At 71.2% G+C, this 14,781-nt stretch carries 11 protein-coding genes and 1 tRNA gene; 4 read left to right on the forward strand and 8 right to left on the reverse strand.

The genetic code is table 11. The features are described from left to right. Positions 1 to 24 precede the first annotated feature (24 nt). Together JEK78_RS18215 and pyk are read left to right on the forward strand one after the other, a co-directional pair. A complete protein-coding gene (locus tag JEK78_RS18215) occupies positions 25 to 1,401 on the forward strand; it encodes a SidA/IucD/PvdA family monooxygenase (RefSeq protein ID WP_200260965.1) in 1,377 nt (458 codons plus the stop codon). 124 nt (positions 1,402 to 1,525) lie between these two features. Continuing rightward, positions 1,526 to 2,953: a pyruvate kinase gene (pyk, locus tag JEK78_RS18220; protein WP_200260968.1), complete on the forward strand. Its 1,428-nt coding sequence runs from the start codon at positions 1,526 to 1,528 to the stop codon at positions 2,951 to 2,953. Positions 2,954 to 3,099: 146 nt separating this feature from the next. Here pyk and JEK78_RS18225 read toward each other — a convergent pair. Then, positions 3,100 to 3,173: transfer RNA gene (locus JEK78_RS18225), tRNA-Leu, on the reverse strand. A gap of 101 nt (positions 3,174 to 3,274) precedes the next feature. Between JEK78_RS18225 and JEK78_RS18230 the strand changes: the two genes are divergently transcribed. After that, complete coding sequence (locus JEK78_RS18230) at positions 3,275 to 3,931, forward strand: response regulator (protein ID WP_200260971.1); 657 nt, start codon at positions 3,275 to 3,277, stop codon at positions 3,929 to 3,931. A gap of 60 nt (positions 3,932 to 3,991) precedes the next feature. On the opposite strand, the gene JEK78_RS18235 is transcribed toward JEK78_RS18230, so the two are convergent. The 6 genes from JEK78_RS18235 to JEK78_RS18260 all read right to left on the reverse strand — a co-directional run bounded on the left by JEK78_RS18235 (position 3,992) and on the right by JEK78_RS18260 (position 10,539). Next, positions 3,992 to 4,708, reverse strand: coding sequence for an ABC transporter ATP-binding protein (locus JEK78_RS18235; protein WP_200260974.1), 717 nt, complete (start codon positions 4,706 to 4,708; stop codon positions 3,992 to 3,994). Continuing rightward, complete coding sequence (locus JEK78_RS18240; protein ID WP_242483132.1) at positions 4,705 to 5,655, reverse strand: ABC transporter ATP-binding protein; 951 nt, start codon at positions 5,653 to 5,655, stop codon at positions 4,705 to 4,707. The genes JEK78_RS18235 and JEK78_RS18240 overlap by 4 nt, the downstream gene beginning before the upstream one ends. A 1-nt stretch (position 5,656) precedes the next feature. Beyond that, the gene (locus JEK78_RS18245; protein WP_200260977.1) at positions 5,657 to 7,477 is read right to left on the reverse strand and encodes a branched-chain amino acid ABC transporter permease; all 1,821 of its coding nucleotides are present in this window, start codon (positions 7,475 to 7,477) and stop codon (positions 5,657 to 5,659) included. A 5-nt stretch (positions 7,478 to 7,482) separates the two neighbouring features. After that, positions 7,483 to 8,415 (reverse strand): branched-chain amino acid ABC transporter permease, encoded by a 933-nt coding sequence (locus JEK78_RS18250; protein WP_200260981.1) that lies wholly within the window; start codon positions 8,413 to 8,415, stop codon positions 7,483 to 7,485. Between the two features lie 124 nt (positions 8,416 to 8,539). Next, a complete protein-coding gene (locus JEK78_RS18255) occupies positions 8,540 to 9,781 on the reverse strand; it encodes a branched-chain amino acid ABC transporter substrate-binding protein (RefSeq protein ID WP_200260984.1) in 1,242 nt (413 codons plus the stop codon). Between the two features lie 269 nt (positions 9,782 to 10,050). Next, complete coding sequence (locus JEK78_RS18260; RefSeq protein ID WP_200260987.1) at positions 10,051 to 10,539, reverse strand: hotdog fold thioesterase; 489 nt, start codon at positions 10,537 to 10,539, stop codon at positions 10,051 to 10,053. Between the two features lie 257 nt (positions 10,540 to 10,796). Between JEK78_RS18260 and polA the strand changes: the two genes are divergently transcribed. Continuing rightward, positions 10,797 to 13,523, forward strand: coding sequence for a DNA polymerase I (gene polA / locus JEK78_RS18265; protein WP_200260990.1), 2,727 nt, complete (start codon positions 10,797 to 10,799; stop codon positions 13,521 to 13,523). A gap of 172 nt (positions 13,524 to 13,695) precedes the next feature. Here the strand turns inward: polA and JEK78_RS18270 are convergent, their stop codons facing one another. Further along, on the reverse strand, positions 13,696 to 14,553 hold the full coding sequence (locus tag JEK78_RS18270) for a DUF4184 family protein (RefSeq protein ID WP_200260993.1): 858 nt from the start codon (positions 14,551 to 14,553) through the stop codon (positions 13,696 to 13,698). Positions 14,554 to 14,781 lie beyond the last annotated feature (228 nt).

Below are 14,781 nucleotides of genomic sequence, written 5' to 3' on the forward strand. Positions count from 1 at the left end.
TCCCCGTCGAGCGGGGAAGCCCCGATGAGGCGCTCACCGGTGCGCCGCCCGGCCCCCCTCAGGGACCTCGTCGGCGTCGGCGTCGGCCCCGCCAATCTCTCGCTCGCCGCCTTGGCCCAGCCCCTCGACGGCCTGGACGCCGTCTTCCTCGATCAGAGCGGCTCCTTCCGCTGGCACCCGGGGTTGCTCGTCGAGGGCGCCCGTCTCCAGGTTCCCTTCCTCGCGGATCTGGTCACCCTCGCCGACCCGGCCAGCGGCTGGAGCTTCCTCAACTACCTCAGGGAACACGAGCGGCTCTTCCCGTTCTATCTCGCGGAGCGTTTCCACGTGCGGCGCGCGGAGTACGACGCCTACTGCCGGTGGGTCGCCGAGCGCCTCCCCTCCCTCCGTTTCGGCCATCGGGTCGACACCGTTGGCTTCGACCCCGAGCGTGCCGTGTTCGACGTCCGCTACACCCGGACGGAGCCGGTCGACGGTGTCGAATCCCGGGGGCGGGTGAGCACCCGCGCCGTCGTGGTCGGCGTCGGCACCGAGCCGCACGTGCCCCAGGAGTTGCGGTCGTTGTGGGCCGCTCCGGGCGCGCCGGTGCTGCACGCGGCCGACTACTTGGAGCACCGGGAGACCCTGGTCGAGGCGGGCCACGTCACGGTCGTCGGCATCGGTCAGTCCGGCGCCGAGATCTTCCTGGATCTGCTGCGCCGACGCCCCGTCGGCCGTGAGCGACTGCACTGGCTCGGGCGCACCGAGGCGCTTGCCCCGATGGAGTACTCCCGACTCGGGCTGGAACACTTCACCCCGGACTACACCCGCTACTTCCACGGCCTCGCCGAGCCGGTCCGGGACCGGCTGGTCGCCTCCCAGTGGCAACTGCACCGGGGCATCGACGACGAGACCCTGACCGCCATCCACGACGAGTTGTACCGCCGGGCCCTGGGCGGCGGGTGGCCGGACACCGTGATCACCCCCGGTGTGAGTGTGCACGGTGCCCGCCGCCCGTCCCCCGCCGCGATCGAACTCCGCCTGGACCACGCCCAGCAGAACACGACCGGCACGCTGGCCACCGACGCCGTCGTCCTCGCCACCGGCTATCGGGAGCGCCCCCTGGACGGAGTCCTCGGCGACATCGCCGACCGCCTGGGCCGGGACGCTCGTGGGCGGTTCCGGGTCGACGAGAGGTTCCGCCTCGTCCTCGATCCGACCATCGCCGAATCCGGCTGCCGGGTGTACGTCCAGAACGCGGAGCGGCACACCCACGGCGTGGGCGCTCCGGACCTCGGTCTGGTCGCGTGGCGGTCCGCGTCCATCCTCAACGACCTCATCGGCGAGGAGCGGTATCCGTTGCCGCGGCGGTCCGCCTTCACGCGCTTCGGTCTCGCCGGGGGCGTGATGGCGGGGCCCTAACGGACGACGCGCCGACGGACGTGGGTGGCCTCCTCGCGGTGGTCCCCGACTCTTCACCCGATAGGTGTCAGGTCGTCGGGCGCGGCCGGATTTCTACCAGTGGGTAAGCGCCTAGGCTCGACTCATGCGCCGAGCGAAAATCGTCTGCACCCTGGGTCCCGCGACCGATGCGCCCGCCGACATCCACGCGTTGGTCGAGGCGGGGATGGACGTCGCCTGCTTCCGTCTGGGCGGCGGGGGGCGTGCGGAGCACGAGGCCCGCTACCGGAGCCTGCGTCGGGCCGGCGAGGAGACCGGGCGCGCCGTGGGAGCGCTTGCCGACCTCCGGGGGCCGAGGATCGGACTCGGACGTTTCGCCGGGGGGCCGGTGGTCCTGGAACGCGGGGACGCCTTCACGATCACGGTCGAGGAGGGGGTCGAGGGCGACCGCGAGATCTGCGGGACCGGCTATGCCGGGCTCGCCGACGACGCGGTGGTCGGTGAGCGGATTCTCGTCGACGACGGTGCGGTCTGCCTGGAGGTCACCGGGATCGACGGCCCGAGGGTGCGGACCCGGGTCGTGGAGGGCGGTGTGGTCTCCGACCATCGACGGTTGACCCTGCCGGGTGTCGCCGTCTCGGTTCCGGCGCTCACCAAGGAGGACGAGGACGATCTCCGCTGGGCTCTGCGGGCGGGCTTCGACGCCGTGGCCCTCTCCTTCGTCCGCGGCGGCCGAGACGCTGAACAGGCTCACCGGGTCATGGCGGAGGAGGGGCGGCGCGTCCCTGTCGTGGCCAAGATCGAGAGGCCTGAGGCGGTCCGGAACATCGCGGAGGTCGTCGCCGCGTTCGACGGCGTCCTGCTGGCGCGCGGGGACCTCGGGGTCGAGATGCCGCTTGAGCAGGTCCCGATCGTGCAGAAGCGGGTGATCAAGCTGGCGCGCAGGAACGCCAAGCCGGTGATCGTCGCGACGCAGATGCTGGACTCCATGATCGAGAACTCGCGTCCCACCCGCGCGGAGGCGAGCGACGTCGCCAACGCCGTCATCGACGGCACGGACGCGGTGATGCTGTCGGGGGAGACGAGCGTGGGGGAGCACCCCACCGAGGCGGTGCGGGTGATGGCCAGGATCGTCGAGGCGGTGGAGGAGGACGTTCTCGCCAAGGGGTTGCCGCCGCTCGACGCGAGCGGCAAGCCGCGCACGCACGGTGGCGCGGTCGCCCGCGCGGCGGCCGAGGTCGGCGACTTCCTCGCAGCGAGTGCCCTGGTGGCCTTCACACAGTCGGGGGACACCGCTCGCCGGCTTGCCCGCTACCGTTCGCCGGTCCCCCTGTTGGCCTTCACCCCGGACGCTGCCACCCGCTCCCAGTTGAGCCTCACTTGGGGGGTGGAGGCGTTCCTGGGGCCGCCGGTCGACTCGACCGACGCGATGGTCGCCAGGGTGGACGAGTCGCTGTTGCGGAGCGGTCGGTGCCGGAAGGGAGACCTGGTGGTGATCACGGCCGGCTCACCGCCGGGCGTGTCGGGCACGACCAACATGCTGCGGGTGCGCAGGGTCGGTGAGGACGGGTGAGCGCCCGGCCGGGCCTCGTGGTCTGGGTGGTGCGGGCGGGTGCGGTCCCGGGAGGGCGGGGGCGAGGCGCCGCTCCCGCGTCGTGGGACGCCTTGGCGGCGGATTGCTCGCGGTGGGTGCGGAGGGCCTTGTAAAGCAAGGAAAAGTGCCCCGGGTGGGATTCGAACCCACACTGAATACCTTTTGAGGGTATCGTCTCTGCCGATTGGACTACCGGAGCTCCTGCGAATCCAAGGTCAAGCTTGATCCGCTGCATTCCCACCATACAGCAGCTGGGTAGGCTCTTGTCAGCAGTACCCCTGTATCGAACGAGGAGCCCCCGTGACCGCCCCCGAGTCGCCCCAGCCCGCCGAGGTGCCCGATGACGACACGTCGCACGTGCCCCCGTCGACGACGCGTGTCGTCATCGCCGAGGACGAGGCGCTGATCCGACTCGACCTCAGGGAGATGCTCCAGGAGGAGGGCTACACCGTCGTCGGAGAGGCCGGGGACGGGGAGCGAGCGGTGGAGCTGGCCCGGGAGCAGCGGCCCGATCTCGTGATCCTCGATGTCAAGATGCCGAAGCTCGACGGCATCTCCGCCGCTGAGCGGATCGCGGAGGAGCGGATCGCCCCGGTGCTGATGCTGACCGCCTTCTCCCAGCGCGAGTTGGTGGATCGGGCCAGGGACGCCGGCGCCATGGCCTACCTCGTGAAGCCGTTCGGCAAGAGCGACGTCGTCCCGGCCATCGAGATGGCCGTCTCGCGTTTCACCGAGTTGAAGGAGTTGGAGAGGGAGGTCGCCGACCTCTCCCAGCGTCTGGAGACCCGGAAGCTGGTCGACCGGGCCAAGTCCGTCCTCCAGACCGAGTACGGACTCGGCGAGCCCGCCGCGTTCCGCTGGATCCAGAAGACGTCGATGGACCGGAGGATGTCGATGCGACAGGTGGCCGAGGCGGTCATCGAGGACGCGGAGGAGAAGAAGGCGGCCAAGGACTGACGGGGCGCGCCCGCCCCTTCGCTCTCCGCCTCCTGCTCGTCGCTCGGGACCGAGGCCGCGTCAGTCCTCGCCCAGGTAGGCCTTGCGCACCGATTCGTCGTGCAGCAACTCCCGGCCCGTTCCGGACAGGACGATGGAGCCGACCTCCATGACATGGCCGTGATCGGCTAGCGACAGCGCGGCCTGGGCGTTCTGCTCGACGAGCAGGATGGTGGTGCCCTGGGCCTTCAGCTCGGCGATCGTCGCGATGATCCTCTGCATCATGATCGGGGACAGACCCATGGACGGCTCGTCGAGCATCAGCAGTTTGGGCCGCGACATCAGCGCCCGTCCCATGGCCAGCATCTGCTGCTCGCCTCCGGAAAGGGTGCCGGCCGCCTGTCCTCTGCGTTCCCCCAGGATGGGGAAGAGGTCGTAGGCGCGCCGGATGTCCCGCTCGACGCCGGGCCGGTCGCGGCGGAGAAACGCCCCGAGACGGAGGTTGTCCTCGATCGACATGCGCGGGAAGATGTGCCGCCCTTCCGGGGAGTGCGCCAGCCCGAGGGCCACGATCCGGTGCGCGGGGACCTTCCTCAGGGACACCCCGTCGAACAGGATCCGTCCGCCCAGCGGGCGGAGCAACCCGGACAGGGTGCGCAACGTGGTGGTCTTCCCGGCGCCGTTGGTCCCGATGAGGGTGACCACCTCGCCGGTGTCGACGCTGAACGTGACGCCCTTGACGGCCTCGATCTTGCCGTAGGCGACGCGGAGGTCCTCGACCTCCAGGAGCGCGCTCAACTCGATCTCCTTCCGGGGTTCCCCGTCTCATGGGACGGGGGGTCGTCCGGGGCCGCGCCCCGGCCGCTCCGGGTCGCCGCCTCGGCCGCGTGTGCCTCGGCCGCCTCGACCTCCGCGACCTCGTCCGCCCCGGGCGCGCCCTGGAAGGGCTCGCCGAGGTAGGCGGCGACGACCCGTTCGTCACCCTGCACGGTCGACGGGTCTCCCTCGAGGAGCTTCTCCCCCTGGACGAGCACGGCGACCCGGTCGCACAGGTTGAAGATGAAACGCATGTCGTGCTCGATGACGAGGATGGCGACGCCCTGGTCCCGGATGGCGAGGACCAGTTCCTCCGTGGCGCGGGTCTCCTGCGGATTCATGCCGGCGGTGGGTTCGTCCAGGAGGAGCAGGCCGGGTTCGCTGGCCAGCGCCCGCGCGATCTCAAGTTTGCGTTGCTCGCCGTAGGGGAGGTTCCGGGAGAGGTGGCCGGCCTTGCCCGCCAGACCCACGAAGCGCAGCAACTCCATGGCGCGTTCGCGGGACTCCGCCTCGGCCCGGTGGAACCCCGGCCCGCGCAGCACCGCGGACCAGAAGCCCTCGCGGGTTCGCGTGTGCCGTCCGACCAGGACGTTCTCCAGCACGGTCATGTTGGCGAAGAGCCTGATGTTCTGGAACGTGCGGGCGATGCCGGCCGCCGTGACCTTGAAGGACTTGGGCGGCAGGACGGCGTCCCGGTAGCGGACCTCTCCCTCGGTGGGGGTGTAGAGGCCGGTCAGACAGTTGAAGAAGGTGGTCTTCCCGGCGCCGTTGGGGCCGATCAGGCCGACGATCTGCCCGCCGGAGACGGTGAGGTCCACTCCCCGTACGGCGGTGAGACCGCCGAAACGCATGGTGACGCCGCGCGCGTCGAGGACGGTACGGCCGGTCGTCGGTGTTCCGGCGGCTGCCGGGCCCGTGTCGGTGGTCAAGTCAATCGCCCCTTGTCTTCGCGAGGTCCGCGTGCTGTCCGGCGCCCTCGCCGCGCCCTGGTCCGTCCCGACGGTTGGCGATGAGGCCCTCGGGCCGGAACCGCATCAGCAGCACCAGTGCCAGGCCGAAGGCGAGCAGTTGGTAGTCCCCGAGGAACTGGAGCTTGTTGGGGATCAGGAAGAGCAGGGCGGCACCCAGCAGCGGGCCGCCGATGGTGCCCATTCCGCCCAGGACGACGGCCGCGAGCAGGAAGGCCGAGTTGGGCGGCGCGGTCCCCGCGAAGAGGTACTGCTCCGGGGTGACCACGTAGGTGACGTGCGCCTGGACGGTGCCGGCGAGGCCGGCGAGCGCGGCCCCGACGGCGAAGGCGACGAGCTTGACCCGGAACCCGTTGATGCCCATCGCCTCGGCGGCGGTCTCGTCCTCGCGGACGGCGACCCAGGCCCGGCCGATCCGGGAGTCGCCGCTGCGGCGGAAGACGAGGACGACGACGGCCGTGATCAGCAGCATCAGGAAGAAGTAGTTGGCGAACCGGCCGATGCCGAAACCCGCGATCTCGTGCCGGGCGCCGAGGTCGAACCCGAGGATCTCCAGGTCGGGGATCGAGGAGATCCCGTTGGAGCCGTTGGTGAGATCCGGGCCCGAGGTGCCGTCGAGGTTGTTGGCGGCGATGCGGAAGATCTCGCCGAAGCCGAGGGTGACGATGGCCAGGTAGTCGCCGCGTAGGCGCAGGGTGGGGGCGCCGATGAGGACGCCGAACACGAGCGAGGCGGCGGCGCCGACGAGAACGGCGGCCCAGAAGGGCAGCCGCAGATCGAAGGGCGAGGTGGGGGAGCCGGAGACGAGCGAGGCCGCGTAGGCCCCGACGCCGAGGAAGGCCACGTAGCCCAGGTCGAGGAGGCCGGCGAGACCGACGACGATGTTCAGCCCGAGCGCGACCGTGGCGAAGATCAGGATGTAGACGCCGATCGTGGCGTACTGATCGTCGGTCTGGGTGAAGGGGAAGAGGGCGGCGGCGACGAACGCGCCGCAGATCGTGACGTTCCTGTGTCGCGCGGTGATCTCGGTGGCGTGGGCGATCGACCCGGCTTTGCCCAGGGCGGCGAAACCGAACCCGGCGGTCAGCAGGAAGCCCACGAAGAGTTCGTCGTACTCCGTCCCGATGCCGTAGGTGAACACGGTCAGACAAAGGGCCATGATGCCGACGATGCCGAGGATCTCGACCCAGGAGGGGAGCGGGCCGAGCGGGCGGGGCGCGTCGGCGGCGAAGGCCGCCCTGACGGTGGCCCACCCTTCTCTCACTCGGTGTCCGAACCGCTCCCCGCCGTCCGCCGTCGGATCGACCGGCTCCGGGACGGGACGCCGGAAGGGCAAAGCGAGCGCCCCCAGCAGGCTCGCCAGACTGGCCGCCGCCACGAGCAGACCGCCGGGTTCGAGGTTGACCAGCCCGCCCAGCCGGAAGGTGAGGGCGAGGACGGTGTACCACGCGGTGAGGAACGTACCCAGGGCGGCGAGTCGGAGGGCGGCGCCCCCTCCGCCGGGGGCCGGCCGGCGCCCCCCGTGGGCGGCCAGGCCCAGCAGGGTGGTGAGCAGGCCGCCGACGAGGACCGGGACCTGAAGTCCCCCCGGATGGCCGTAGACGGTGAGGTCGCCGGGGAAGGCGGGGGTCCAGGTCCAGGCCAGGAAGGTGGAGAGGACGGTGAGGGCGCCGCCGCCGACGGCCAGGAGCCGTCCGGTACGCGGGGGGAGTGCGACGAGGCCGGCTGACCGGCCGGCGACCGGCGTTTGGGGACTCTCGGGGGCGGTGGTCGGTGTCGTCATCGGTGTCACGCCCTGTCCGCGACGCGCTCGCCGAGCAGGCCCTGGGGCCGGAACAGCAGCACGAGGATGAGGAGGATGAAGGCCCAGACGTCCGCCCAGGACTGGCTGCCGAACTGGTCCATCCCCGGGATGTCGGCCACGTAGGCGGTGGCCAGGGTCTCGGCCACACCCAGGACCACGCCGCCGATCATGGCCCCGTAGATGTTGCCGATACCGCCGAGTACGGCGGCGGTGAAGGCCTTGAGTCCCAGGATGAACCCCATCTTGAAGTCGATCTGCCCGTACTTCAGTCCGAAGGCCACACCGCCGACCGCCGCGAACACGGCACCGAGGGCGAACGCGATCACGATGATGCGGTCGGTGTCGACCCCCATCAGCTTCGCGGTGTCCCGGTCCTGGGCGGTCGCCTGCATCCCGCGCCCGGTGCGGGTGCGCATCACGAAGAAGGCGAGCACGGCCATGCCGACGGGGGCGACGACCAGGAGAAAGATGTCGCCGGTCTGGACGGTGACGCTTCCGAGGTGGAAGGGACCGCCGTCGATCTGCGGGAACCGCCGGGCCGACTTGGCCTCGGGGTACCAGGCCCAGACGGCCTGCTGGAGGGCGAGGGAGAGACCGATGGCGGTGATGAGGGGCGCCAGTCGGGGGGCACCGCGCAGCGGGCGATAGGCGAATCGCTCCGCTCCCACGGCCACGGCGCAGGAGACCGCCATCGCGCCGATCAGCATCAGGGGCAGGGCGGCGGTCATCGGGGTGCCGTCGGGCAGGAGGTAGAGGTGGACCGTGAGGGCGCCGAAGGCACCGGTCATGAAGATCTCGCCATGGGCGAAGTTGATGAGCTGGACGATGCCGTAGACCATGGTGTAGCCGATGGCGACGAGCCCGTACATGGATCCCAGGAGCAGGCCGTTGACCAGCTGCTGCGGCAGTTCGTGCACCGCATGTCCTCCGAGACGAGTCGATGAGTCGACAGGGGCGGCCGGGCGGCCGGGAGCGAGACCGCGCGGGGCGCCGGTGAGAGCGCCCCGCGCGGCCGTGCGGTGGTGCGGGTGGGCCTGGCCCTCAGTCGTCGAGGGTGCCGGACTTCACGTCCTTCCAATCGCCGTCCTCTACCGCGTAGACGGTGAGTTGCTTGTTCGTGGCGTCGCCGAACTCGTCGAAGGACACCGTGCCGGTCACACCGTCGAAGGAGACGCCCTGCATCGCCTCGGTGATCAGGGGACGGGGGTTGTCGGGGAGCTTCCCCCCGTTGGCGTCGACGACCTTCTTGACCGCCTCGACGATCGCCCAGGCCGAGTCGTAGGAGTAGCCCCCGTAGGCCTCGTAGTCCTCCTTGTAGCCGGCGGCCCGGTAGTCGGCGACGAACTCGCGGGCGGAGGGGAGTTCCTCGACCGGCGCGCCGACGGAGGTGGCCAGGTCGCCGGTGCCGGCGGAGCCGGCCAGCTTGACGAACTCGGCACTGTAGATGCCGTCGCCGCCGATGAGCGGGATGCGCGCGCCCGCGGCCTTGATCTGCTTGCTGAGCGGTCCCGCCTGTGGATATTCGCCACCGTAGTAGACGGCGTCCGCGCCGGAGTTCTTGACCTTGGTGGCGACGGCGGAGAAGTCCTTGGTGTCCGGGTTGATGTGCTCGGTGCCGACGACCTCGCCGCCGAGCCTCTCGAACTCCTCGGTGAAGGTGGCCGCCAGACCGGCGCCGTAGGTCTTCTTGTCGTCGATGACGAAGACCTCGCGCTTCTCGGCGTCGTGGTAGACGTACTGAGCGGCGAAGGGGCCTTGGACGGCGTCGGTGGTGGCGGTCCGGAAGTACGAGGCGTAGGGCCGCTCCTTCTCGGTCCGCCAGTCGACCCCCTGGGTCAGGGCCGGATTGGTGTTGGCCGGCGAGACCTGTACCAGGTCGGCCTCGCTGAAGACCTTCTGCATCGCCTCGGCGATGTTCGAGTTCAACGGCCCCACGACTCCGACGACCTGGTCGTCCGCCACGAGCTTCGAGGCGTTCTGCTGTCCGAGGGAGGGCTGCGCCTGGTCGTCGAGGGCCTGGACCTCGAAGGTGACGTCCTTGACATAGCCCTGCTCGTTGGCGGTCCGGGCGGCGAGGTCGACCGAGTTCTCGATGCCGAGGCCGAGCGCCGACAGGTCGCCGGTCAAGGGGGCGTCGACGCCGATGACCACGGTGGTGTCGCCGGCGTTCCCGGTGTCGGACCCACCGCCACCGCCGTCGTCGGCCCGCGATCCACAGGCGGTGAGGGTGAGTGCCCCGGCCGCCAGCGCGGCGGTGACGGCGATGAACGAACGTTGACGCACGATCAGTCCTTTCCCCTGGCGCGGCCGTCTCCCCGCGGAGGCGACCGAGTCCGAGCACTGGGCGGAGGTGGTGATCCCACGGCGCGGTGACTGGCCGCGACTCTAGGCGCGGGCGGGGAAGGGGGAGGAGGGGCGGGTAAAGGCTGTGACGCTCTTGTTATCGGGGCCTTCCCGGCCCGGGTGTCCCGGGGCCGGTTCGTCACCGCACCGGCCGGTGCGGTGACGAACCGGGTTTCGCGCGGCGGGTGTTCGCGCGAGAGGGCTCGTGCTCAGGAGGTCGCTCCCGACGCGGCGGAACCGCCCGGGGTCGCGTCGCGCAACAGGCAGGTCAGCCGGGCGCTGCACACACGCCGGCCCTCGTCGTCGCTGATCACGATCTCGTAGGTGGCCGTGGAGCGTCCGCGGTGCACGGGGGTGGCCACGCCGGTCACCGTGCCGGACCTGACCCCTCGGTGATGGGTGCAGTTCAGGTCGACGCCGACGGCCACCTTGGAGGCGCCCCCGTGCAGCATCGTGCCGATGGACCCGAGCGTCTCGGCCAGCACCGCCGAGGCTCCGCCGTGCAGCAGGCCGTAGGGCTGGGTGTTTCCCTCCACGGGCATGACCCCGACGACACGCTCGGCGGACGCCTCCCGGACGCGGACGCCCATCCGGGTCCCGAGGTGTCCGGCGGAGAAGAGGGCGGGAAGGTCCACTCCGAGCGCGGAGTACTCGTCGATGACCTCCTGCGGGAACTTCACGTGCTGCTGCTCGCCCATGGAACCGGCTCCGTTCGCGGTTGTCGTGCCTGGTGGGTCGTTCGCCGGCGTGTCTCCACGCCGACTGAGCGAACGCTCAGTCGGCGGCCGATTGTTCCCGACGGGCGATGGACGGCGCCCACCCCGGGTGCCCTCCACGCCGGGCCGACGACCGGGTGATCACGGTGGGTGGCGGACCAGGGGTGGTGGGCCACGCGGCGCGGGTGCCCCGAGGTGCCCCGACCCCGGTGTCGGTGGCTCGTGGCAGGATCGGGGGCGTGGCAAAGACAGCGGCGAAGCAAACCGACAATCCCCCCGGCGGGGCCCGCCCGCGCCTGATGCTCATGGACGGGCACTCGCTGGCCTACCGCGCGTTCTTCGCGCTACCCGCCGAGAATTTCACGACCTCCGCGGGCCGGCCGACCAACGCGGTCTACGGTTTCGCCTCGATGCTGGCCAACACTCTCCGTGACGAGGCCCCCACCCACTTCGCCGTCGCCTTCGACGTCTCGCGGCGCACCTGGCGGTCCGAGGAGTTCGCCGAGTACAAGGCGAACCGCTCCAAGACCCCGGACGAGTTCAAGGGTCAGGTCGAGCTGATCGCGGACCTGCTGGACGCCATGGGCGTCGCCCGCTTCGCCGTCGAGGGCTTCGAGGCCGACGACGTCATCGCCACGCTCGCCACCCAGGCGGAGGGCGAGGGGTTCGAGGTCCTGATCGTCACCGGCGACCGGGACTCCTTCCAACTGGTCAGCGAGCACACCACGGTGCTGTATCCGACCAAGGGCGTCTCCGAACTGACGCGTTTCACCCCGGAGAAGGTGATCGAGAAGTACGGCCTGACACCCACCCAGTACCCGGACTTCGCCGCCCTGCGCGGCGACCCGTCGGACAACCTGCCGGGCATCCCCGGGGTGGGCGAGAAGACGGCCGCGAAGTGGATCAATCAGTTCGGGTCGTTCGCGGAGCTGGTCGAGCGGGCCGACGAGGTCAAGGGCAAGGCGGGGCAGAACCTCAGGGACCACCTGGACGCGGTGCGCCTCAACCGCCGACTCACCGAGCTGGAGCGGCGGGTGGAGCTGCCCAAACACGTCGCCGAACTGGAGCGCGTCGCCTACGACCGCGAGGGGGTGAGGGCCTTCCTGGAGAACCTGGAGATCCGCAATCCCTCGCTCCGAGAGCGCCTGTTCGCCGTCGACCCCGGAGCGCGGGAGGCCGAGGCGGCTCCGGCCGCCTCGCAGGGCGTGTCGATCGACGGTGTGGTGCTCGGAGCGGGCGAGCTGGCCGGATGGCTCGCCGAGCACGGCACCCGCGCCCTCGGCGTCGCCACGGTCGACGCCTGGGCTCAGGGTGTGGGCTCGGTCGAGGAGGTCGCGCTCGCCGACACGGGAGGGGGGGCCGCGTGGTTCGACCCGTCGACCCTCGACGAGGCCGACCGGACGGCGTGGGCGTCCTGGCTGGCCGACGCGGACCGGCCCAAGGTCCTCCACAACGCCAAGCGCGCGATGCGGGCCTTCGCGGAGCACGGTTGGTCCGTCGACGGCGTCTCCATGGACACCGCGCTCGGCGCCTATCTGGCCAAGCCGGGGCGGCGCTCCCTCGACCTGGACGCGTTGTCGCTGGAGTACCTGCATCGCGAGTTGGGCCCGTCGGCCGCCGCGGACGGTCAGCTCGCCCTGGGGGCGGACGACGGCGCGGAGGCTGAGGCGTTGATGGCCCAGGCTCGCGCGATCCTGGATCTCGGGGAGGCGTTCGAGGAGCGACTGCGCGAGGTGGGCGCCGCGGATCTGCTGCGCGAGGTGGAGCTGCCCACGTCGTCGTTGTTGGCCCGGATGGAGCGTCATGGGATCGCGGCCGATCGGGACCATCTTCGGACGATGGAGGGGATGTTCGCCGACGCCGTCCAGCAGGCGGTGCGGGAGGCCCACGAGGCCGCGGGGCGCGAGTTCAACCTCGGATCGCCCAAGCAACTCCAGGAGTTGCTCTTCGGCGAGCTGAATCTCCCCAAGACCAAGAAGACCAAGACCGGTTACACCACGGACGCCGACGCCCTGGCGTGGCTGGCGACCCGCACGGAGAACGAGCTGCCGGTCATCATGCTGCGCCACCGTGAGCAGGCCAAGCTCAGGGTCACGGTGGAGGGTCTGATCAAGACCATCGCTCCGGACGGACGCATCCACACCACGTTCAACCAGACGGTGGCCGCGACCGGTCGTCTGTCCTCCACCGACCCGAACCTGCAGAACATCCCGGTCCGCACCGACGAGGGGCGGGCGATCCGGCGGGGGTTCGTGGTGGGGGAGGGGTACGAGACCCTGATCACGGCGGACTACAGCCAGATCGAGCTGCGCGTGATGGCCCACCTCTCCGAGGACGAGGGGCTCGTCCGGGCCTTCACCTCCGGAGAGGACCTGCACACCACGGCCGCCGCGCAGGTGTTCTCCGTGGCACCGGAGTCGGTGGACGCGGAGATGCGCCGCAAGATCAAGGCGATGTCCTACGGGCTGGCCTACGGCCTGTCGGCCTTCGGGCTGTCGCAGCAACTGGGCATCGAGGCCGCGGAGGCCCGCGGGCTGATGGACGCCTACTTCGAGCGGTTCGGAGGGGTGCGGGACTACCTCCGGCGGGTCGTGGACGAGGCGCGTGCGACGGGCTACACGGCGACGCTCTTCGGGCGGCGCCGCTACCTCCCCGATCTGAACAGCGACAACCGCCAACGCCGTGAGGCGGCGGAGCGCATGGCGCTCAACGCCCCCATCCAGGGCACGGCCGCCGACATCGTCAAGATCGCGATGCTTCAGGTGGACCGTGCTCTCCGGGAGGAGGGGCTCGCCTCCCGGATGCTCCTCCAGGTCCACGACGAGATCGTGCTGGAGACCGCGCCCGGCGAGCGGGCCGCGGTGGAGGAACTGGTCCGCCGCGAGATGGCCGGGGCCGTGCGGCTCCGCGTCCCGCTGGGGGTCTCGGTGGGGTCAGGACCGGACTGGGAGTCCGCCGCGCACTGATGTACCGGCGCGCCGGACCGGTTCGTTCGCCGGGGCCGTCGTGGGGAGCGCTCGTGTCGGCTCCGAGGAGGCCCACCCGCCGGCCGGTGGGGTGCCTCCCGGGCGGGGCGGTGATGTGCCGCCTCGGCGCCGGTGGGCGGGGGATCGGCGGGTTCGTGCCCCGGGCCCGCGGTCATCCGGCGGTGCTCGGGGTGCCGGCCCCGGCGCCCGCCGTCTCCGGCTCGCCGTGACCCCGACCCGGCCGGCCGGCCCTCACGAGCGTGGCGTACAGCAGGATGCCGGGGGCGAGACCGGCACCGGCGCCGAAGCACAGGGCGGGTATCAGGTCCCATGGCTCGGCGACCGAACCCCAGCGCGCCCACCAACTCGTCGCCCGCAGCGCCGCGCCGAGCCCGGCACAGCAGGCGAGGAGTGCGACGGCCGCGCCGCGTTCGCGGGCCGACGGCGAAGGAACCGCGAGCGCGGCCGGTGCCTCGGGCACGCGGCGCATGGCCCTCGTCACGAAGGCCACGAGTCCCCCCGCCGCGAGTGCCGAACCGCCGTACTGGAGGTACCAGTAGGCGGGCAGGCCCGCGAGGTCGTGGCCCAGCGCGGGCAGTGCCCGAGTCCCCCACCGGTCCGGATGGGTGAAGGCGTCCCACACCACATGGGTCAGTGCCCCGAGCGCCGCCGAGCCGTACCAGCGGACGACGCGACGGGCCGAGACACGCCGGCGCTCGCCGCAGCGCAGCAGCGTCGCCGCCCGACCCCGCACGCCCGGCGGCAGGAGACCCACCATCGGCTCCCGCACCCACAGCCACAGGGCGACCAGCAGCCACGCGAGCGCTACATCGACGGTGAGGACGCCGACGAGTCCGTGCGTGAAGGTGCCGAACCCCATGGCCCCCGGCACCACTCCCGCCAGGTAGTACGGCGTGTCGGGAGCGAAGGAACCGGCCACCAGCACGGCGGGCGCCAACCCCGCCCGCCCGGTGCCGTCCGCCCGTAGCACCGGAAGGACGGCCGCGGCGTGACTGAGTGTGAAGGGCATGGACGGACCTCCGGCTGTCGCGGTCGGGGAGGGAACGCGACCCGCGTGGCCGATCGGTGAAGGGCGTAGGCAAGCGGTGCCGACACAGAGGAAGTTGCCGTAAGGTCGCCTGGGCCACCGTACCGGTCGAACAGGCGGACGCCGTATTCGCGGGTTCCGGGGCGCGCTCGCACACGCCGACCGATCTTCGGACCGGCGTCGAGATGAAGAGGGGGACGGTGCCGTCCC

This window comes from Streptomyces sp. HSG2, from assembly GCF_016598575.1.
Classification (GTDB): Bacteria; Actinomycetota; Actinomycetes; order Streptomycetales; family Streptomycetaceae; genus Streptomyces.